Source organism: Flavobacterium sp. U410 (genome assembly GCF_053570605.1).
In genome coordinates, this window is the sequence record NZ_JBSEFI010000032.1 from 1 (window position 1) to 22,169 (window position 22,169).

19 protein-coding genes, 1 pseudogene and 1 riboswitch are annotated in these 22,169 nt (G+C 33.3%); of the genes and pseudogenes, 13 read left to right on the forward strand and 7 right to left on the reverse strand.

The genetic code is table 11. From position 1 onward, the window contains the following. Positions 1-95 precede the first annotated feature (95 nt). The 6 genes from ACUSJC_RS15920 to tenA all read left to right on the forward strand — a co-directional run bounded on the left by ACUSJC_RS15920 (position 96) and on the right by tenA (position 4,578). On the forward strand, positions 96-677 hold the full coding sequence (locus ACUSJC_RS15920; RefSeq protein ID WP_449270557.1) for a hypothetical protein: 582 nt from the start codon (positions 96-98) through the stop codon (positions 675-677). Between the two features lie 45 nt (positions 678-722). After that, positions 723-1,307: a DUF6705 family protein gene (locus ACUSJC_RS15925; RefSeq protein WP_449270558.1), complete on the forward strand. Its 585-nt coding sequence runs from the start codon at positions 723-725 to the stop codon at positions 1,305-1,307. Between the two features lie 214 nt (positions 1,308-1,521). Continuing rightward, positions 1,522-1,616: riboswitch (TPP riboswitch) on the forward strand. Between the two features lie 64 nt (positions 1,617-1,680). Then, positions 1,681-2,487, forward strand: a complete 807-nt coding sequence (gene thiM, locus ACUSJC_RS15930) for a hydroxyethylthiazole kinase (RefSeq protein WP_449270559.1) — start codon at positions 1,681-1,683, stop codon at positions 2,485-2,487. After that, entirely contained in the window at positions 2,474-3,115 is a 642-nt protein-coding gene (thiE, locus tag ACUSJC_RS15935) for a thiamine phosphate synthase (RefSeq protein WP_449270560.1), read from the forward strand. The genes thiM and thiE overlap by 14 nt, the downstream gene beginning before the upstream one ends. Continuing rightward, a complete protein-coding gene (gene thiD, locus ACUSJC_RS15940) occupies positions 3,102-3,935 on the forward strand; it encodes a bifunctional hydroxymethylpyrimidine kinase/phosphomethylpyrimidine kinase (RefSeq protein ID WP_449270561.1) in 834 nt (277 codons plus the stop codon). Before thiE ends, thiD begins: the two co-directional genes overlap by 14 nt. Continuing rightward, positions 3,922-4,578 (forward strand): thiaminase II, encoded by a 657-nt coding sequence (gene tenA, locus ACUSJC_RS15945; protein ID WP_449270562.1) that lies wholly within the window; start codon positions 3,922-3,924, stop codon positions 4,576-4,578. Before thiD ends, tenA begins: the two co-directional genes overlap by 14 nt. A 66-nt stretch (positions 4,579-4,644) precedes the next feature. On the opposite strand, the gene ACUSJC_RS15950 is transcribed toward tenA, so the two are convergent. Both ACUSJC_RS15950 and ACUSJC_RS15955 read right to left on the reverse strand, forming a co-directional pair. Then, positions 4,645-5,334, reverse strand: coding sequence for an SIMPL domain-containing protein (locus ACUSJC_RS15950; RefSeq protein ID WP_449270563.1), 690 nt, complete (start codon positions 5,332-5,334; stop codon positions 4,645-4,647). A 44-nt stretch (positions 5,335-5,378) separates the two neighbouring features. Beyond that, positions 5,379-6,017, reverse strand: a complete 639-nt coding sequence (locus tag ACUSJC_RS15955) for a rhomboid family intramembrane serine protease (RefSeq protein ID WP_449270564.1) — start codon at positions 6,015-6,017, stop codon at positions 5,379-5,381. 76 nt (positions 6,018-6,093) lie between these two features. Here ACUSJC_RS15955 and ACUSJC_RS15960 point away from each other — a divergent pair. Continuing rightward, positions 6,094-6,981, forward strand: a pseudogene (locus ACUSJC_RS15960) (lysophospholipid acyltransferase family protein); the annotation flags it as partial. Between the two features lie 68 nt (positions 6,982-7,049). On the opposite strand, the gene ACUSJC_RS15965 reads toward ACUSJC_RS15960, so the two are convergent. Continuing rightward, a complete protein-coding gene (locus ACUSJC_RS15965; protein WP_449270565.1) occupies positions 7,050-8,534 on the reverse strand; it encodes an aminotransferase class V-fold PLP-dependent enzyme in 1,485 nt (494 codons plus the stop codon). 85 nt (positions 8,535-8,619) lie between these two features. Between ACUSJC_RS15965 and ACUSJC_RS15970 the strand changes: the two genes are divergently transcribed. The 4 genes from ACUSJC_RS15970 to ACUSJC_RS15985 are packed head-to-tail and all read left to right on the forward strand — an operon-like array spanning position 8,620 to position 11,966. Beyond that, positions 8,620-10,185, forward strand: a complete 1,566-nt coding sequence (locus tag ACUSJC_RS15970; RefSeq protein WP_449270566.1) for a protein adenylyltransferase SelO — start codon at positions 8,620-8,622, stop codon at positions 10,183-10,185. Between the two features lie 43 nt (positions 10,186-10,228). After that, the gene (locus tag ACUSJC_RS15975; protein ID WP_449270567.1) at positions 10,229-11,065 is read left to right on the forward strand and encodes an SRPBCC family protein; all 837 of its coding nucleotides are present in this window, start codon (positions 10,229-10,231) and stop codon (positions 11,063-11,065) included. A gap of 22 nt (positions 11,066-11,087) precedes the next feature. Further along, positions 11,088-11,522, forward strand: a complete 435-nt coding sequence (locus ACUSJC_RS15980; protein WP_449270568.1) for a VOC family protein — start codon at positions 11,088-11,090, stop codon at positions 11,520-11,522. Positions 11,523-11,582: 60 nt separating this feature from the next. After that, on the forward strand, positions 11,583-11,966 hold the full coding sequence (locus tag ACUSJC_RS15985; RefSeq protein ID WP_449270569.1) for a hypothetical protein: 384 nt from the start codon (positions 11,583-11,585) through the stop codon (positions 11,964-11,966). Positions 11,967-12,035: 69 nt separating this feature from the next. On the opposite strand, the gene ACUSJC_RS15990 is transcribed toward ACUSJC_RS15985, so the two are convergent. Both ACUSJC_RS15990 and ACUSJC_RS15995 read right to left on the reverse strand, forming a co-directional pair. Next, positions 12,036-13,664, reverse strand: coding sequence for a LamG-like jellyroll fold domain-containing protein (locus tag ACUSJC_RS15990; RefSeq protein WP_449270570.1), 1,629 nt, complete (start codon positions 13,662-13,664; stop codon positions 12,036-12,038). 108 nt (positions 13,665-13,772) lie between these two features. Then, positions 13,773-14,984 (reverse strand): hypothetical protein, encoded by a 1,212-nt coding sequence (locus tag ACUSJC_RS15995; RefSeq protein ID WP_449270571.1) that lies wholly within the window; start codon positions 14,982-14,984, stop codon positions 13,773-13,775. A gap of 152 nt (positions 14,985-15,136) precedes the next feature. On the opposite strand from ACUSJC_RS15995, the gene ACUSJC_RS16000 reads away from it, so the two are divergent. Further along, the gene (locus tag ACUSJC_RS16000) at positions 15,137-17,950 is read left to right on the forward strand and encodes a sensor histidine kinase (RefSeq protein WP_449270572.1); all 2,814 of its coding nucleotides are present in this window, start codon (positions 15,137-15,139) and stop codon (positions 17,948-17,950) included. A gap of 5 nt (positions 17,951-17,955) precedes the next feature. Then, positions 17,956-18,708 (forward strand): LytR/AlgR family response regulator transcription factor, encoded by a 753-nt coding sequence (locus tag ACUSJC_RS16005; protein WP_449270573.1) that lies wholly within the window; start codon positions 17,956-17,958, stop codon positions 18,706-18,708. A gap of 232 nt (positions 18,709-18,940) precedes the next feature. Here the strand turns inward: ACUSJC_RS16005 and ACUSJC_RS16010 are convergent, their stop codons facing one another. Together ACUSJC_RS16010 and pncB are read right to left on the reverse strand one after the other, a co-directional pair. Beyond that, positions 18,941-20,203, reverse strand: coding sequence for an aminotransferase class I/II-fold pyridoxal phosphate-dependent enzyme (locus ACUSJC_RS16010; protein ID WP_449270574.1), 1,263 nt, complete (start codon positions 20,201-20,203; stop codon positions 18,941-18,943). 151 nt (positions 20,204-20,354) lie between these two features. Beyond that, positions 20,355-21,533 (reverse strand): nicotinate phosphoribosyltransferase, encoded by a 1,179-nt coding sequence (pncB, locus tag ACUSJC_RS16015; RefSeq protein ID WP_449270575.1) that lies wholly within the window; start codon positions 21,531-21,533, stop codon positions 20,355-20,357. Positions 21,534-22,169 lie beyond the last annotated feature (636 nt).

The following is a 22,169-nucleotide window of genomic DNA, read 5'->3' on the forward strand; positions in this document are numbered from 1 at the left end:
GCCGATCAATTAGATATTCCGATGTTTTTACCTAAAGTAGATCTAGTGCTGACACGACAGTAGTTTGGTAAGGTTTAAATTATCCAAAAAAGAAGATGAAAACACCATTAAAATTTATATTTTTTGTTTTGATTGGTTTACAAGCAAGTTGTCAAGTAATGCAAATTGTTCCTTTAAGAAGTTTAGAGAACAATAACGGAACCTATCAAAAAGATATTTTTAATGAATTCCCTTTTTGGGTAGGTACATGGAAAGGAATCTCTAATAATAAGGAATATACTTTTATGTTTACGTTTTTCCAACAACATCAATATGTATTTAACAATGGAGATTATTTATATCGAGATGAGATAGGTGGTAAATTTAAAGTAGTGGATTTAGTTACCAATCAAATTCTATATGACAATTTAGCTACAACCACTTATGAGGAATATAATATAACGAATACAGCTCTTTATGATCCTGTTTTTAGTTTCTATTTTTTTGATAATGAAAACAATTGCTGTAATACAGCAAAATTTGAATTGTGGAAAGATTATAACAATCCCAATCAAATTATGTATAAAAACTTTGAACTATCAGGTTATGGGTGTCTAATAGCACCTTGTTCTTATGCCGATCAATTAGATATTCCGATGTTTTTACCTGAAGAAGATTTGGTGTTGACACGACAGTAGTTTGGTAAGGTTTAAATTATTCCAAAAAGGATATTGTAAAAGAACATGAAAATACTTTTAAAAATCATCTTTTTGTTTCTGATCAGTCTGAATGTAAAATGCCAGACGGTGACTACTATTGTTCCTTACAGAACACTTGATTATCCTAGCGGAGCCTATTTGAAAGATCTGGATAACGAGTTCCCATTTTGGTTAGGCACATGGGAAGGAACGGCTAACAATAAAAAATATACGTTTACTTTTATTTTGTTTCAACAGCAAAAGACAACTTATCCTAATGGAGACTATGAATTTAGAGATAGGATTGTAGGTAAGTTAAAAGTAACAGATTTGATTACTAATCAGGTAATTTATGATGAATCTTCTTTTACGAATTTTGGGGAATATTTAATATTTGGACATGTAATATATGGTAAAGAGTTCTATTTTGGGTTTACCGATAAAGAAAATCATTGCAATAATAGTGCTGATTTTACTTTGGTAAGATATGTAGACAATCCTAATCAAATACTCTATAAAGATTTTAGTTATGATGAATATTTTAGTCTGGAAGGTCCTTGTCCTTATGCCGATCAATTAGATATACCGATGTTTTTACCTAAAGTAGATTTGGTGCTGACACGACAGTAAACAAAACAGAAAAGGAATTTATTACCCCTATTTTATAAATAACAATTACCCTTATTCAGGTATGTGATTTATTTTCAGTTAGTTAAAATATTATTAATAAAGAAAAGTTGATATTACTTGAGAGTCTTTAATTGTTCATAGAAATTGTAAAACAGCTATTTGCTAAACAATTGAATAGATAGTTGCAAGCCTAATCAAATTAGTTTACCTTTGAAAAAAGCTTTAGGGGTATTCTGTAAAAAGAATTGAGAGAGTCTCTTCGAACCTGATTTAGTTAAAACTAACGTAGGGAAAAGCGAAAGCCAATTAATGTAATTAATCGGTTACTCTTCTTTATATCAGATTATTACCTAGAAATTAAAAACTTAATTCTATGGTAAATAAAATTTGGGAGAATGTACAAAACGTACGTCAAAAAAATCCACTTGTACTTAATATAACCAATTTTGTGGTTATGAACAACACGGCCAATGCATTATTAGCTGCCGGTGCGTCGCCGTTAATGTCTCATGCAAAATCAGAAATTGAAGATTTGGCGAATATTTCTAACGCATTAGTCATCAATATTGGCACTTTAAACACCGATTGGATTGCGAGTATGCAACTCGCCAGTTCAACATTTAATACCCTTTCTAAACCTTGGGTTCTCGATCCTGTTGGAGCCGGCGCAACAATTTACAGAACTACAACTGCCACAGAACTTCTTAAAAATCACCCTACTGTTATTCGTGGTAATGCATCTGAAATTATGGCATTAGCAAATGCTAATTTTTCGGAAAGCAAAGGTGTAGACAGCCATCATAAAAGTATTGATGCTTTGGAAGCGGGTAAAATTCTTTCAAAAAAACACAACGCTATTGTCTGTATTTCCGGCGAAGTAGATTATATTATTCATTCAACCCAAATAGCATCCGTAAAAAACGGACATCAATTGATGACTAAAGTTACAGGCCTCGGTTGTACCTCAACTGCTTTAATTGGAGCTTTTGTAGGAGCAAATTCAAATTATTTTGAAGCAACAATAAGTGCAGTTTCCTTACTAAGTATTGTTGGAGAATTAGCCCAAAAACAATCGAAAGGACCTGGTTCGTTGCAAGTCAATATCCTTGATTTACTTTATTCTATTACAGAACAAGAATTCTTATCTACAATAAAAATTGAGATTGATGAATTTGCATAACGCCTTTCCGTATCCATTATATTTGGTTTTATCCGAAGAAGCTTGTTTGCACCATCCATATTTACAAGTGGCAGAACAAGCTATAAAAGGAGGCGTTGATGTGATTCAATTACGAGAAAAAAATTGCACAACAGAACAATTCAAAACAAAAGCAAATCAACTAAAAGAAATAACAACTAAATATGATATTCCACTTATTATCAATGATAATTTAGACGTTGCCGTACATATTGATGCAGAAGGAATTCATGTAGGAAATAGCGATGTTCCTCCAAGTAAAATTAGTGAAATATGGCCTAACAAAATGATTGGGTATTCTATTGAATACCTTCGTCAGTTTGATCTGCAAGAAATCGATTTTGCACATCATTTGGGAATTAGTCCCGTATTTTCTACTTCAACAAAAAAAGATACGGTTGTTGAATGGGGAATTTCCGGAGTTCAACAAATACGAACATTAACCGAAAAACCATTAATCGGAATCGGAAACATGAATCTTTCTACCATAACCGATGTTTTAAATGCCGGTGCCAATAGCATTGCTGTTGTTTCTGCGATTTGTCATTCGAAAGATCCTTACAAAGAAGCTTTATTATTAAAATCAAAAATACTTAATGAAAACTTATAAATATCCTTCTGTTTTAACCATCGCAGGGTTCGATAGTAGTGGCGGAGCCGGCATACAAGCTGACATTAAAACTATTTCGGCTTTAGGCTGTTATGCCACATCTGTATTGACTGCTTTGCCCGTGCAAAACACAACTGGCGTAAAATCGATTTATCCTATTTCAACGCAAGCGGTTAAAGAACAAATCGAAGTTGTTTTAGATGACATTATGCCAGATGCCATCAAGATTGGAATGGTTCATCATCCCGAATTGGTTTACACAATAACAGAAACATTAAAACAATACCCGCGTATTCCTATCATTTTTGACCCTGTAATGGTAGCAACAAGCGGACATCGTTTAATTGAAAAAGAAACGATTGAGGTTATCAAGAATACACTTTTCCCCATTTCGGAATTAATTACCCCGAATATGGACGAAGCGAGTATTTTAGCTAATCAGGAAGTAAAAACCATTGAAGATATTCAACAAGCCGGACCAATTATTCTGAAGCAAGGCTGTAACAATGTTTTACTAAAAGGCGGACATTTAAAAACCGAAAAATTAACTTCTATTCTGTTTTCAAAAAACGGTCTTCAGCAAACGTACGAATCTACAAAAGTAGTCAGTAAAAATGTTCACGGATCGGGCTGCACACTATCTTCTGCTGTCGCATCTTATGTGGCAAGAGGTTTCGATATTCCTACTTCAATACAGTATGCACAAGATTATGTTTACGAAAGTATTGTAGCAGGAAAAGATGTAATTACAGGGAAAGGAAATGGCCCTTTAAATCATTTTCATCATCCTATAAAAGCAATAAAAAATGAAATGGTCTGAATCTACCTGGCAAAAAACACAACCTATTTATGATAAAATTTTAGAACTTCCTTTTCTAAAATCTTTAGCAGACGGAACTTTACCCATTGAAAAATTTCAATTCTACATCAAACAAGATTCTATTTATTTAGAGCATTTTGGACGTGTTTTGGCAATGATCGGAGCTAAATTAAATCAAATCAATCACGCACTAACTTATATGCGATTTGCCGAAAATGCCATTGTTGTAGAGAATGCTTTACACGAATCTTTTTTTATAGAATATTCTATTCGCGAAAAAGGAAACATTCAACCTATTTGCCATCATTATGTACACTATCTTAAAAGTCTAGCCGGTTTTGAAGCTGTCGAAATCACAACTGCAGCGACTTTACCTTGTTTTTGGATTTATATGAAAGTGGGACAACATATTGTTCAACATGCTAAATTAGAGAACAATCCTTATGAAAAATGGATTAACACGTATGCAAGTGAGGATTTTGAAAATGGCGTAAAACAAGCACTTGCTATTTGCGATACCCTTGCAGAAAAAACCACAGAAGAAATCCGTAATAAAATGACAGAAGCATTTTTAATGGCTGCCCATTTTGAGCACGAATTTTGGAGAGCTGCCGATGATACCATTTTATGGAGGCAATATTAAAAAATACGTCAAAACAAAAAAATCCCGAAGCATTAACTTCGGGATTTTCTATTTTAAAAACTTATTTTACTTCAATTCAAAACTCACAGAAACATTAGCCGTAACTTCAATTTCGCCTATCGCAAGGGTTTCATTAGGTGCTGCATCGGCCATTTCTGCCATAGCAAGTGTTTTGTACATCGGTCTTGGATAGCTCACTTGCGAATTGTCGCTAATTTGGATGGCTTTACCCACTTTTTGTCCTAAAACCGAAACATAGTCTTCCGCTTTCTTTTTAGCGTCTAGCATAGCTTTTTTACGTGCTTCTGACTGGTGTTCTTCTATTTTAGACGATTTGAATTCCACACCTTGAATGGTATTAACACCCGCATCAACCAAACTCATCATCAACGCATCGTATTTTTTCAAATCTTTTAAATGAATGCTTATGGTTTGGCTCGCGTAAAAGCTGTATTTCTTTTGGTTGTAATCATAATTTTTGCGCAACGACACATTTTGTGTTTGGTAATCGCTTGCAGGAATTCCGTTTTTCTTAATGGCTTTCAAAATAGCATCTACCGTTTCGTCGTTTTTCTTTTTCACTTCGGTAGCGTCTTTTCCTGTATTTTCAACACCCAGCGTGATTAAAGCTTCATCAGGTGTTACTTTTATTTTTCCTTCTCCGCTTACTGAAATTTGCGGAACCGGTTCGGTTACTGTGTTTTGAGCCATCATTGCTGTGGTAACTAATGTTAAAACTAAAACTAACTTTTTCATATGTATTTATTTTTTAGATAATTTATCCAATAGTCGTGCCAAACTTATATTTTTTTGCTTTTGTATAAATAAAAAAGGATTATAATCGGAATGGTCAACAAAACAACCATTTTAGTATTGGTCACTAACATCGACGGCTCTTTGGCCAATGTGATCAAATAACCGGCAATAGCTCCTCCAAAGTGCGCAGTGTGTCCTATGTTGTCATTTTTAGCCCGCATACCGTAAATGGAATACAACAAGTACCCTATTCCAAAAAGATACCCCGGAACAGGAATGACAAAAAACAATCCTAAAGTCATTTCGGGGTACAACAAAATAGAACTGTAAATAATTCCCGTTACCGCTCCCGATGCTCCTACCGCACGATAATAATAATCATCTTTATGCAGATACAACGTCAGAAGGTTTCCTCCTATCAAACTTCCGAAATAAATGTATAATAAATACATATCGCCTAAAGATTGAGAAACCACAGGCGCAAAAAAGTACAAGGTTAGCATGTTAAAAATTAAATGCATAGCATCTACATGCAAAAAACCACTGGTTAACATTCGCAATTGCTCCCCTCCTTTAATACTTCCGATATGAAACTCATAACGTCTGAAAAACTCAGGATCATTAAAGCCTTTAAAACTGACTAAAGCGTTGATTCCTATAATGACCAATAAATAAATATCCATTATTCTTTTTTTGAGTAAAATTAGTAATAGTTAATTTATTTTAAAACTACTTTAAAAAAAGTATTTTTGTAAAAAGTTTAATTACATGCAGCGAATTGCTTATTATTTTGCTTATGCCTTATTATGGTTAGTTTCCATACTGCCATTTCCGATATTTTATTTCGTTTCCGATTGCGTTAAAGTTATTGTGTATTATGTCATTGGCTATCGCAAAGGAACCGTTCGATCGAATATTAAATTGGCTTTCCCTAATTTAAGTGAAAAGGAAAGATTAGCTATTGAGAAAAAATCGTATCGTCATTTGTGCGACATGTTTATGGAAATGGCTAAAACCATGACGATTTCTAAAAAAGAAATCCAGAAGCGATTTACGTTTACCAATTTGGATTTGTTCAAAGAATACGAAGACAAAGGAAAAAGCATCATTTTATTTTATGCCCATTATGCCAGCTGGGAATGGTCTATAACTTTAGGCACTTATGTTCGGTTTAAAGGTTTTGGCATTTACAAAAGAATAAAAAATCCGTATTTTGATCATTTAATACGTCAAATTCGTTCTCGTTTTGATGCTACTTTAATTGATACCAAGCATACTGTAAAAGAGGTAACGGAAAACCAAAAGAGAGGCATCCAAGGCGTTTATGGCTTTATTAGTGACCAAACGCCCGGCGGAAAAAACAGTGCTAAATATTGGGATAGTTTTTTAGGACACGAAGTTCCTATTCATACCGGAGGCGAAATGTTGGCACGTCACTTAGACATGAATGTTTTATACATGAAAGTTAAAAAGGTAAAACGCGGATTTTATGAAGCTACTTTCATCCCGATCACAGACAATAACATTGAAACTTTACCCGAATTTGAAGTCAGCAGACGATTTATTCGCGAAGTAGAACAACAAATTTACGAAGCGCCTGAATATTATTTCTGGACGCACAAACGTTGGAAATACAGAAGAAATTAAAAGAATCTGAAACACAAGTTCAGATCGGCAATAAAAAAAGGATGGCTAAAAAACCATCCTTTTTGTTTTTATAAGGTAAACCAATTATCAATTCGTTCGTGAATGGAATCTTTCGCTTCTTTATGCGTAAACTCATTGGTCTTATTGTCATACGAATATTCTTTTGCCCATTCTTGATGATTTTCCGCCAATGCTAAAATGCCGTCGCAAACATATTCAATTTCTGCATTTGTTGTTGTAGGATGAATCGACATACGAATCCAACCCGGTTTGCGTTCTAAATCACCTGCCGAAATTTGGCAAACAATATTATGAGAAGTTTCTTGATCTACATGCAATAAATAATGTCCATACGTTCCGGCACAGCTACAACCGCCACGCGTTTGAATACCAAAACGGTCGTTAAGCAACTTCACGCCTAAATTATAATGTAATCCGTCAATATAAAATGAAAATACACCTAATCTATCTTGATGTTGGGGAGCCAAAATATTGATATTGTTTACATCTTGTAAACGACTGAAAATGTAGTCCACAATTTCGTGTTCACGCTCCAAAATATTTTCAACGCCCATTTTATCTTTCAATTCAATAGCCAAAGCGGTTTTAATTACCTGCAAAAAGCCCGGTGTTCCACCATCTTCTCTATCTTCAATACTGTCGATGTATTTGTGCTCTCCCCAAGGATTCGTCCATTTTACCGTTCCTCCTCCCGGACAATCAGGCACATTATTTTTGTACAAGTTTTTATTGAAAACCATGACCCCGCAGGTTCCCGGTCCGCCTAAAAATTTATGTGGCGAAAAGAAAACAGCGTCCAAATACGCTTCCGAATCTTCCGGATGCATATCAATCGTAACATAAGGTCCGGAACACGCAAAATCTACAAAACAAACGCCATTATTTTGGTGCATTAACTTTGCTACTTCGTAATAAGGTGTTTTAATTCCGGTTACATTAGAACATGATGTAATTGATGCAATTTTAAAACTTCTGTCTTTGTATTGTTCTAATAGTTTTTTGAAATTTTCCAAACAAAATAATCCTTCTTCGTTGGCAGGAACTACCACTACATCGGCAATAGTTTCTAGCCAAGACGTTTGATTGGAATGGTGTTCCATGTGCGAAATAAACACAATGGGTTTTATCGCTTGCGGAATTTGAGTAAATTCTTTTAAGTTTTCGGCAATGCGCAAGCCTAAAATACGTTGCAATTTATTCACTACGCCTGTCATGCCGGTTCCATCCGTAATCAAAACGTCATTTTCATTGGCATTAACGTGCTTTTTAATAATGTGACGCGCTTTATGGTAGGCCAGAGTCATAGCCGTACCCGTGATGGAAGTTTCGGTATGAGTATTGGCAACAAACGGACCAAATTCATACAACATTTTCTCTTCAATAGGTCTGTACAAACGTCCGCTAGCCGTCCAGTCTGTATAAATGATTTTCTTTTCACCAAAAGGCGAATCAAAAGTTTGGTTTACTCCAACAATTTCATTTCGAAAAGTATCGAAATAAGCTTCCAATTGTGTTTGAGTTGTAGTTGCCATTATTAAAAATTTGGATTCAAAGATACATTTTTTTACGCATTTTAAAGAGCAGCTTATCCCAATTTTGTAACTTTGACAAAAAGCGATGCAACTTTCCATTCATACTACTTTTACTGAAAAACTTCCGGCTGATCCTGATAAAACCAATGAAACGCGTCAGGTCAACGGTGCTATGTTTTCATATGTAACGCCTAAAATACCTTCTCATCCCAAATTAATTCACGTGACTACTGAAGTGGCTCAATTGCTAGGACTTACCAAAGAAAACTGTACTTCTGAAGCCTTTACCGCTGTCTTTTCGGGACAAAAAGTATTGGAAAACACCCAACCTTTTGCCATGTGTTACGGCGGACATCAATTTGGAAAATGGGCGGGACAATTGGGCGACGGTCGTGCCATAAACTTGTTTGAAGTTCAACATCAAGATAAGAATTGGATGGTTCAACTCAAAGGAGCCGGACAAACGCCGTATTCGCGTCGGGGCGACGGACTTGCCGTGTTGCGATCTTCAATTAGAGAACATTTGTGTAGCGAAGCGATGTATCACTTGGGCGTTCCCACTACTCGATCGCTTTCGGTAATGGAAACCGGCGATACGGTTTTACGAGACATTTTATACAACGGAAATGCGGCCTACGAAAAAGGAGCTGTTGTTTGTCGAGTGGCACCTAGTTTTATTCGTTTTGGAAACTTTGAAATTTTTGCTTCGCGAAATGATATTCCTAATCTCAAACTTTTAGCCGATTATTGCATTGAACAACACTTTTGCTATATAAAGACTGATGGAAAAGAGAAATATATTGCTTTCTTTCAGGAAATTGCAAACAAAACAAAAGAACTACTTATTCATTGGCAACGCGTTGGTTTTGTACATGGCGTGATGAATACCGATAACATGTCGATTCACGGCATTACAATTGACTATGGTCCGTATGGTTGGTTAGAAGATTATGATCCTCATTGGACACCCAATACGACCGATGCGCAAGGAAAACGCTATCGTTTCGGCAACCAACCGCATATTGGGTTATGGAATCTACTACAGTTGGCCAACGCATTATACTTACTGATTGAAGATGTAAAACCTTTAGAACAAATTTTAGAAAACTTCCATACCACATTTCAAACGGATTTTAATAACATGATGTTGGACAAATTAGGACTTACGATAGTTTCTAAAGAAAATGAGAACCTGATTCATCAGTTGTTTATCACACTTCAGGAAACTGAAACCGATATGACTATCTTTTATCGTTTGTTGGCTAATGTTTCTAAAAACGACACCGAAGCGGAAGCTTTACAGAAAATCATGTCTGCTTTTTATCAACCCGACGAACTGAAAGAAGCGGTTTTGGAAACTTGGCATTTTTGGCTTTCCTTATATTTGAATAGTCTGCAACAAGAAACTAAAAGCGATAACGAACGTAAAGAAGGAATGAACAAAGTGAATCCTAAATATGTTTTGCGTAATTACATGGCACAATTAGCTATTGAAGCGGCTGAAAAAGACGATTACTCATTAGTTCACAATTTGTATGAGTTGTTGAAATCCCCATACGAAGAACAACCCGAACAAGAACAGTGGTTTGCCAAAAGGCCCGATTGGGCTCGAACTAAAATTGGCTGTTCTATGCTGAGCTGTAGTTCGTAAATTCAATATAAAATCGTAGCTTTATATTTCTAAAATTTAAGGTATGACGCAAGTTTCATTTTCCACGACTATAAATGCACCTGCAGAAAAAGTCTGGTTTTCTCTTTGGAATAAAAGCAATTATGAAAACTGGGTAAGTGTTTTTTATGAAGGTTCTTTTGCTCTTTCTGATTGGAATGAAGGAAGCAAAATACATTTTTTATCCCCTGAAGGAAATGGGATGTTTTCCATAATTTCGGAAATAATTCCCAATAAAAAAATAACTTTTTTACATCAAGGTGAAGTAAAAGACACTATTGAACAAGAAGTAAAAAATGAATGGTTAGGTTCAGAAGAAAGCTATGCTTTAATAGAAGAAAACGGACAAACTACTCTGAATGTCAATTTGACTTTAGACGAAAAGTGGCAAGACTATTTCAATGAGAAATTCCCAAAAGCATTGGAATTAGTGAAACAAGATGCTGAAAATGGAAAAGTAAAAGCAATTACGGTTCAAACCTTACTCAATAAATCCATAGAAGAGATTTGGGAAAAGTATACCTCTCCTGAGCATATTGTAAATTGGAATTTTGCTTCAGATGATTGGCATTGTCCCAAAGCGGTTAATGATTTAAAAATCGGAAAACAGTTTTCTTATACCATGGCAGCTAAAGACGGAAGTATGGAATTTGACTTAATAGGAACGTATACCGATATTGCTCCTTTTAAAGAATTAGGATTTTACTTGGAAGACAAACGGAAAGTACACACTGAATTCATTTCCTTTAATGACAAAATATTAATTTTATGCAGCTTTGAGCCTGAAAGTACGAATTCTATTTATTTACAGCGCGATGGCTGGCAAAGCATTTTGAATAATTTTAAAAAATATTGTTTGTAAACAAAAAACTAAATCAATAACTATGGCAACAGTAAATGTGTATTTAACTTTTAATGGTAATACAGAAGAAGCGTTTAACTTCTATAAATCCGTTTTTGGCGGCGAATTTAGCTACATTGGTAAGTTTAAAGATATGCCACAAAGTGAAGACCATCCTCCTCTAAGTCCGGAAGAAGGTGAAAGAATTATGCATGTTAGTTTACCCATCAGTAAAGAAACTATCTTAATGGGAAGTGACAGTACTTCTTTTAGTGGTAACGTCACTTTTGGAAACAACTTTTCGGTTTCTATTAATGCTGGTAGTCGTGAAGAAGCGGATCGTTTATTTAGCGGATTATCTAATGGTGGAAAAGTTATTATGCCAATGGAGACTACTTTCTGGGGGGCTTATTTTGGGATGTTCGTTGATCAATTTGGCATCAATTGGATGATTAATTTTGACGAAGTACCGCAATAGATAAATTATTTTGGCATAACTCTTGCCATTGATTCTCTAAACTTTAAAAATTATAGCGCTATGAAATCTTTAAAATCAAATACAATAATAGTCGTATTAACTGTAGTTTTTGCATTATTTTTTACGCAAGATATTTTTTCTCAAGGTCCGCCACCTTGGGCTCCGGCACATGGTTATCGTGCTAAAACAAGACATATTTATTTTCCGGATCAAAACATGTATTATGACATGCAAAAAGGAACGTATATTTATTATGACAATGGAAACTGGCAAGTAAGTGTAAGCCTTCCTTCTCTGTTTGCAAGTGTCAATTTAGGTGTATCTCGACAAGTAGAATTAGAATATTACGGGGATCAACCTCAGCAGTATAACGCGATAGACAAAACCAAATACAAAACCACCAAGAAGGCAAAAAATAAAAACAAGAAAGGTAAGAAAAAATAAAAAATGAGGACAATTGTCCTCATTTTTCGTTACCAAACTTAAAATATAATATCGCTATAAAAAGCTACATTACTTTCTTATTAATTTTTGGACACCTATTTTACCTGAAACGGTTTCAACTTTTACTATATAAATTCCAGAAGCTAAATTAGAAACATCAACTGTTGTTACATTTGAAGTTACTACAACTTTACCCATAACATCTACCACTGAAACTGTTTTTACTGTATCATTTGGAACTTCAACGGTAAACATTGAATTGGTAGGATTTGGATATAAACTAATTTCTTTTAATTCGAAGTTAGCACTTGACAAAACTGATGGCAATGTGGTGCGATACATAGTTGCTAAAATCTCAGGTTGGGACAAAATACGATTATAAATATAGGCTTCGTCTAAATTTACATATTTAATGTATTTACCACTATGTAAAACTCCATTTCCATCAATCCCTCCACCAAAAACAAATTTATTAAAAAACATATGAAATGAAGTTGAAGAAGAAACTGTTTGTGATAATAACTCTCCATTTCTATAATATACGGCATTAAAATAGCCCCCATTATTTTTAACTGTAATAGTATGATGCACCCATTGATTGTATGGATTTTCTATTGTTGAACCCTCTCCTACCCAAGTTGTGGGACTATCGGCATAGCCTGTTTTAAAATTACTTTGTCTTCGTCTTGCATAAAGCGAACCTCCTAATTCAAAAATAGTTGCATAATCAGTTGAACTTTGTGCAGCATTTCTTTTTTCCCACACCATAATAGTAAATTCATTATTATCAATTACTTGCCCCAAAATATCATTATAAGCAGCATTACTTGTAAATTCTCTTGCTTGTCCAATAACTCCGGTAACATAATAATTATCTGCTGGATTACTTGCGGTTAAATTGTATTGGGCATTGTTTGCACAATTCAAATTACCATCAAAACCATAGTAGGCAACTAAATCTGTTGCATCAAATGCCATTGCATCGGCATATAGTTGCTTAATTTGACTATTTGTTAAAACTTGATCATAGATCTTAAAATCATCAAGTAAAAAAGAACCTGCTACTGGTGTGTTATCATCTAAATTTGGTAAACCAAATTTTAAATTAGTTCCATAAGTTGTAAGTGTTATTGCATGAGTATCCAATAAAACACCGTTTTTATAAATTTTTGTTTCAGAAGAATTAGAGGTAACCGTATAATGTATCCAAGCATCGCTATCGGCAGAATTTAGGGATACATAATGAGGATAATCTGAATTAACAAACTGAGTTGATTGGCTTAGAGATGTGTTTATGTATTGTATTATAGTAGAAGTTCCTACACTCATACCATACATATTATCGTTTGTGTTACCACCGTATAAAAAGATACGTTTATCTCCTGTATTTTTGTATCTTACCCAAAAAGAAAATGTTCTTGGGTTGTTACCTTGTGGTAAATTAGCAAGATTTGTGTAATACAAGAAATTACCACTACCATCATTTTCCACACGCAAACTGCTTTCTGGATTACCAAAACGATCCATTCCAAAATTTGAAGCATTTGTAGTACCTCCGGAAACTTTAAATAATGAACCTCCATAATTCCCTTGAGGGTTTACTGGTGATGAATTACCATCAAATGTATAATGCCAAATAGGCGTTTGTGCCACTAAATTCAAGCTAGTTAACACTAAAAAAAGTAAAATTTTCTTCATAATAAATGGATTTATTTTTCAGCAAAAGTCTTGTTTTATGTAATGAAATTCTTTTGAAACATGGTGAAACCCTTGTTTGAGTTTGTGAAAATAAAAATCAGTTTAGGATTACTTTACTGCCATCTTTTTAAACTCTGTAAACTCTGCATCGGTTAAATCTTGGTCAGCAAATGAATAACCGTTATAATAAGGCTTATCGTAACCTGATCCGTTATATTTTCTTCTTAAATTAGCTCCTATTAAATAATACTTTCCTCTTACATCCTTTTTCATAGCTTCTGGAGAACGCTCTACAACAAACCAATACGTAGCTGATTGATATAATGGAACACCTGTAATAGCATGAACTGTTGTAAACCAACCTGCATTTGGAGCATATCCATACTTAATTGTTTTTCCAGCCGATAAATCATTCGTTAAGCCTGCTTTTGCAGTGTTATACCATTCTTTTGTTGTATAAAATTCGCCAGAAGTTGTTCCTTTTGGTTTTGCTTGATTTCCAGCTCTTGCTGCTGCAGCCATGGAGAAATATTCTTTTGGAATGTATTTTTTCTCTATTGTTTCTATCAACTTTTTACCTGTTAAACCTTCTAATTGTTTTATATCTTTAACTAATATCAATAACGTTTTTTTAGGTTCTTTTAAAAATCCGTTTACTTCGTTTGCCATGTCATACGATAATCTACTATCAGGGTAAGGTTCTTGTGTATTTAAGTCATAATTATTTTTAATCCAACCTTTATCATCGCGCATATTTCTTGGATAATTCAATACAAACATATCTTGCTCTGGACTTAAAATTTTACCCGGTGTAATTTGATACAACAAACCGTGAGCGCTTAACAAATTACTTTCGTAAGGATATAAATCGTATCGCATATAGGATTTATCGGCACTTTCTTTTGTCCAAATTGAAGTTACCACATTCATTCCTGGAAAAGTTCTTGATTCACTTTTATACGTGTAATCGTTCCAACGAACAAAAACTTTTTCAACCGTATTAAAAACTGGCGAATACATATAATAATATCCCGAAATCTTTTTGGCATCTTTTACTTCTTCATTCTTATTCCAATCTTCATTTTTTACCGTTAAAGTTCCGTCGTAATTAAAATTCTCTAACGCTTCTTGAACCTGAACGGTTAAAGGGCTTTTGCTTTTTTTAGCTTTAGAATCGGATTTAGATTCTTTAGACTCACTAGATTTTTCTGTTTTCTCTTTCTTTTTTGCTAATTTATTTTTCAACAAATCTCCTAATTGAGCCTGAGATTGTAAGCTGCTTGTCAGCAAAAGTGCTGCTAAAAATACTTTAAACTTCATACTAATTTATTTTTATAATTATCACTTAACAAGGCAAAAGTGATGGTTTTCATACGAAATAAAAGATAGAAATAAGGTGAAACATGCATTTGAGTTTGTGAAACGCTATTTTAAAACTAACTTTATCAATTACATTTGCAAAAACCTTATTTGTGAAAAATTACATTTTCAAAATCATTCTCCTTTCTATTTGCGTTTCTCTACAGGCGCAAGGCGTTTTCTTTGAAAATATCAATTCGCAATCGGGTTTACCTTCCGAAAACATTTATGACATTTATAAAGATTCCAAAGGTTATATTTGGTGTACTTCTGAAATAGGATTGCTTCGATTTAATGGAAAATCTTTTAAATTATTTGATAATGATTGTAGTCTTTCGAAGTCAGGATCGTATATAAAAGAAGATCATCTGGGAAGAATTTGGTACCAAACTTTTGATGGCTATTTCTTTTATACCGAAAACGATAGCTTAAAGCAATTAGCTTCCGCAGAAAGTTCGGGTTTCAAATCCTATGCCATGAACAAAAATTCTTTGTTTAGAGTTGTAGACCAAGGAATTGAGCAAATTGATTTAAAAACACTAAAACAGAATATTCTAATTAAAGGAAGTTCTTTTGTTTTTTGTCAAATTTTAGACGATTGGTTGTATTATGGTGACGAAACCATTTATCGTTATCATCTTAAAAAGAAAACTACCGAAAAGATCATCAGTCTTCAAAACGATTTTAAATCACTAATTACTTTTGCAAACGATAAGTTTATTGCCATAGCCGATAGAAGTCAGCCTAAAACTCCTTTTATTCTTTTAAACACTTTGGGAATTGTTACCCAAAATGTTTTGGCTTTGCCGGAAACGCTTCAAAATGTGTATTTACTGAAGGATGAAATTTGGTGTTTTACCAAAAATGGCATTTATCAATTAGATTATGAATTACAACCTAAAGCCGATTTTCATTTTTTAATCGATAAAAATGTTTCGAGTTATACTAAAGATTCTAATAATTTTATTTGGATAGGTTCGCCAACTAATGGAATTTATGTCATTAAAGATTTATTAAGCAAAGAATTTTCGTTGCCTAATGATGAATTTTCCAGTATTTCTCAAAAGAACGGAATCATTTATACCGGAACTAATAGTGGTAAAATCTATAAGCATTCACCTAATCTTGAGGCCAAGCTCTTTTTTGATACTAAAGAAAATAATCACATTCTTTTCCTCGATTTTAATTCTTTTTCCAATTGGAATTTCTTTACCGGCAACGGGTTTTATGCACAGGATATTTCCAAAAATAAAATGTATCACAACTATACTTCAGTAAAAGATATTACCAAAATTAATGATACTCTTGTCGGTATTGCATCAACAGGGTATGCCGGAAAAGTAGATTTACAAACTATTACTAAGGAAGAGGTCAATCGAAACAATACCATTGAAAACTTACGAGCCAAATCGTGCAGCTATTCACCTAAAGATCAAACGCTTTTTATTGCAACCAATAAAGGTTTGTTTAGCATTGACCAACAAAATACCGTACGTGAAATTCAACACGAAAAACAAGACATCTTTGCCAAAAGAATTGCTTTTACTAATGATACTTTATGGGGTGTTACCAACAATGGAAAAGTGTTTTACAAAATTCGTAATGACATTCATTTTTTAAACGAAAAAGAAGTTTTCAAAAACATCAAAGTTTATCAAAATCATTGTTATTTATCTTCTAAAGACGCCATCTTCGAGCTTCAAAAAAACAAACTTCAAAAACTAAATAGCATAGGCTCTTTTCATAATATTATTGATTTTGAAATTATTGATGACCAGTTATTTTTAATAACTCATAAAAAGTTAATTCAAATCCCATTAGAGAACAAGATTCAGTTTAAGGAATTACCTAAAATTAATATCAATTCTATTTCTTTTAATGAAGAAGCTTTTACAAAAGATACCTTTACAAAAATTCCTTATAACTACAATTCTGTTACTATTCATTTTGACATTATCAACTTTGATATTTTGAATGAATATGATTTCTACTATTATATCAATGGAAAAGCATTTCGATTTGAGAGTAATGCTGACTCTATTATTTTACCTGAACTACAATCTGGTAATTATGTTATTGGGTTCAAAATTTTTGACCGAAAAACTAATTCACCCATTTTTTCAACCGAAACGGAACATTTTACGATTTTATTACCTTTTTGGAAAAGATGGTGGTTTGTAACCTTGATTATAATTTTTGTTTTGGTAATTGTGTATTGTATATACCGAATTAAATTGCACCAGATTACGAAGAAGAATAAAGCTAAGGTTGCCCAATTGACTTTAGAAAACAACCTAAAAGAATCGCGCTTACAGTTGATTAAATCTCAAATGAACCCACACTTTTTTTTCAATGCTATTAATAATATTCAGTCCTATATTTTTACGAATGAGACCAAAGAAGCCTCTCAATATTTATCCAAATTTTCTAAACTGACACGTAAGATTTTAGAATTTTCAGATGTTGACACCATTAGTTTAAAAGAAGAAATAGAATCACTACAACTCTACTTGGAATTGCAGCAAATGCGTTTTAAAGATTTACATTTTGCTATCAATTCTCATAATATCCAAAATTGGGAGCAAATTAAAATTCCGACTATGATGTACCAACCGTATGTAGAAAATGCCATTTTACACGGTTTGAGTCATAGTTTAAAATACAAGGAATTAGCCATTGATTTTTCATTGGAAAACCAAAATACGCTTATCGGAGTCATTAAAGATAATGGAATTGGAAGGGTAAAATCCGCTGAATTGAACCGTTTAAATGCTAATAAGTCCAAATCTTTTGCCACAAAAGCTAATTTAGAACGCATACAATTACTAAATAAAGACCAATATAAAATTACCGTCGAATATACTGACCTGTACAATAATGACGAAGAAAGCAACGGAACTCAAGTAACCATTAAAATAGAACTGTAATGGAAATGGAAACGATTAAAGCTATTATAATTGAAGACGAAAACAGAGCCCAAATTTATTTAAAAGGTGTTTTAGAAATGGTAGCACCACAAGTAGAAATTGTTGCTGTTTGTGACGATTTGCCCTCAGGTGTAATTGCGATTCGAAAACACAAACCGAGTTTAGTTTTCTTAGATATCGAAATGCCAAAGTACAATGGTTTAGAAATCGTGAATTTCTTTGATGAAAACGAAATGAATTTTGCTATCATTTTTACCACCGCTTACAATCAATATGCAATACAAGCATTCAAAACCTCTGCCATTGATTATTTACTAAAACCTATTGATTCAGATGAATTAAAAGCGACTATTGAACGATTTACCAGAAAACATTCGAATCCGTTTAACGGAATCATTCAGGTTTCAGAGCAGTTGAAAAAAGAATCTAAAATTGCTATTCCTGATGGTAATAACCTGATCATGATTGCACCATCGGAAATTTTATATTTAAAGGCAGATAATAGCTATACTCAAATTGTATTAACTTCAGGAAAAAAAATGGTTACTAGCCGATTTTTAAAGAATTTTGAGGAAAGTTTAAAAGAATATAATGTGTTTTTCAGATGTCATAAATCGTACATTATCAACACAGAATATATCATAAGTTATAGCAAATCGGATGGAGGAACGGTTACCTTACAAAATCAAATTGAAATCCCGGTATCGACAGATAAATCGGAAGACCTATTGGCTTTATTTACCAGAGTAATCAGATAATAAAAATCAAATACCATAATAAAGAGCCTAAAGCGCTATATAGTACCAGAAGTAGAATTTCTAATCTGTATTCATTTAACTTCTTTTTCATCGTGTTTAATTTTTTTCTTTCAAATTTAACACAACTTTAATAAAAAAAGTAGAAAACTTTGTAAAAATGTCTTTTTAGTTTCCGAAAAGCAAAAAACCACTTGTAAACAAGTGGCTTTTTACTCTTTTCTCTCAGGAAAAACTATTTTTCCATATCTACAACATTTGCTTCTGCAATTTGTTTGTAAGTACCGTTTACTAATTTTTCACGAATAGCTTCAAATGCTGCTAATGTTTCTTCAATATCTTGTAGTGTATGAGACGCTGTAGGGATCATTCTCAATAAGATAATTCCTTTAGGGATTACCGGGTAAACTACAATCGACAAGAAAATACCATAATTTTCACGTAAATCGTTAACCATTACCATGGCCTCAGGAATTGACCCTTCTAAATATACCGGTGTAATACAAGTATTTGTATCACCAATATTAAAACCTCTACTCTTTAATCCGTTTTGTAAAGCATTTACGTTTTCCCATAATTTATCTTTAATTTCAGATGAATTACGTAATAACTCTAAACGTTTCAATGAACCAATTGTTTGAATCATCGGCAACGCTTTAGCAAACATTTGCGAACGTAAATTGTATTTTAAGTAATCGATAATATCTTTATCTGCTGCTACGAAAGCTCCGATATTTGCCATTGATTTGGCAAAAGTTGAAAAATAGACATCAATTCCGTCTTGACAACCTTGTTCCTCACCTGCTCCAGCACCTGTTTTTCCTAAAGTACCAAAACCATGAGCATCATCTACTAACAAACGGAAATTGTATTTTTCTTTCATGGCAACAATTTCTTTTAGTTTTCCTTGTTGACCACGCATTCCGAAAACTCCTTCAGTAATGAATAAAATTCCTCCTCCAGTTTCAGTAGCCATTTTAGTAGCTCTCTGAAGGTTTTTTTCCATACTTTCTAAATCATTGTGTTTGTACGTAAAACGTTTCCCCATGTGTAAACGAACGCCATCAATGATACACGCATGAGAATCTACATCATAAACAATAATGTCATTTTTAGTAACCAAAGCATCAATAATTGACACCATTCCTTGGTAACCAAAGTTCAATAAATAAGCCGCTTCTTTGTGAACAAATGCTGCTAATTCATTTTCTAATTGTTCGTGGTATTTAGTATGCCCACTCATCATACGAGCACCCATCGGATACGCTGCTCCCCATTGTTGTGCCGCTTCAGCATCTGCTTTACGCACTTCCGGATGATTCGCTAATCCTAAATAATCATTCAAACTCCAGTTTAAAATATTTTTTCCGTGAAATTGCATGCGAGGTCCTAACTCACCTTCTAACTTAGGAAATACATAATATCCTTCTGCTTGTGAAGCCCATTTTCCTAGAGGACCTTTATTTTGTTGAATTCTTTCAAATAAATCTTTTACCATGATCTAAGTTCGGTATTAAAAAATCGGGACAAAAGTAACTATTTCTACCTAATTTTTATACTTTATAGCACTTTTTTTCCTCTATATAATGTGTAATAGTCTATTCGTTCGGTATATTTTTCAAGCAAACCTTAATTGCCCACGATAAAATTTAATTTATATGTAACAAACGCTTAGACAGTTCTATATCTTCCGTTTTTCCTGTATGTTTATGAGGTTCATCGGAAAGCTTTATGACACCTGTCCATTGTTGGTCTTCCGGTAAAGCTTGAATCATTTTTATGACAATATTCATAGGTTTTAAGCCCACATCATTCGTTAAATTGGTTCCTATACCAAAAGAAAGCCCAATTTTATCTTTAAAATGATTTGCTATTCGTTCTACTTTTTCATAATTCAGACCGTCCGAAAAAATGATAGTCTTAGTCAAAGGATCAATGCCTAATTTTTGATAATGTGCTATTGTTTTCTCTCCAAATGCTACAGCATCTCCGGAATCGTGGCGAACACCATCAAAGAGTTTTGCAAATTTTTTATCAAACTGATCAAAGAAAACATCAGTGGTAAACGTATCGGTCAATGCTATTCCTAAATCGCCTCGGTATACATCTACCCAATGTTCTAATCCCATCGTATTTGCCATTTTGTAACCATAACGGGCAGCATGAAACATAAACCATTCGTGTGCGTGAGTCCCGATAGGCTTCGTTTGGTATTTCATAGCTAAATGTACATTACTTGTTCCCATAAAAGTTCCGTTTCCTTCTTTTTGCAAGGTTTGCACCACCAAATCCTGAACTGAGAAAGAATGTCGGCGACGGGTTCCAAAATCAGCAAATTTTATTCCAAGAGCTTTATAAGCCGCTACTTTCTTTGAAACCGTTGCTATTACTTTAGCATCATCCGCTCTCACCTGCTGTGTTAATTCATAATACAATTCACTAATGAGCGACATGATTGGCACTTCCCAAAGTATGGTTCGGTACCAATACCCTTCTATAGCAACCGAAACCTCTGTTCCCATTTGTGTAATGGTAACTTCTGATGGATCATACTGATACCCTTGTAAAAAATCTAAATAAGTTGGATCTAAATAGGGACAATTAACTTTTAAAAACTCTTTTTCTTTCAAAGTCAATTTCAAATGAGTCATCTCTTGAATAGCTTCTCTTAAATGCGTTCCAAAATTTTCCGGAAAAGGATGTTGTCCCCGATTGATAAACTGGTATTGCACTTTGGCATACGGAAACAATTTTATCACCGCATTTTGCATGGTAAATTTATAGAAATCGTTATCGAGTATGGAAGACAATCGTATCGTAGGATTCATGTTTTTGTTTTAAAAATACAAATAAAATTGGGAATAAATATCTACTTGCTTTTTATCGTGATCTCCTAAACACTACATCTTAAAATAAAAATGCCCCGAAGATAGTCGAGGCGCTAAATGTTTTCACAACGGAATAATCCTTATTGTGAATTCCTTTCGAGAACAAATATAACAAGAAAAAAATATCAAAACAATGAGGAAATCCGTAAAAATTATATTTTTTTTCTTAATATATTTATAAAATTAATAGAGAGCTTATTATTTAAGATAAATAATGTGTTTTTGGTACACATAAGTTATTAGGACTATAATTAATAAAAAACAAAGGGAGTAAAATAGAAAGGAATTCACAACTCATCAAATGAAATACTTGTTTTTTTATTGAAAAACGTTAGTGTTTAATTGATGATATATTATTCTTCTCCCTTTGCTTGCAATACAATGTATAAAATATAATTAATGAGAAAATATTCTATTTTTTGTAACTCTAATGTGATTGAGATTATAAATTTTGATCTCATTGCCCTGCAAAGATATAAAATGAAAATTAATAAACAAGTATTTTTTTGATGAGGATTTGTTATTTAATATTAAATGAATAAATTTGAAAACAATTCAAAACCAAAATACTTAAAT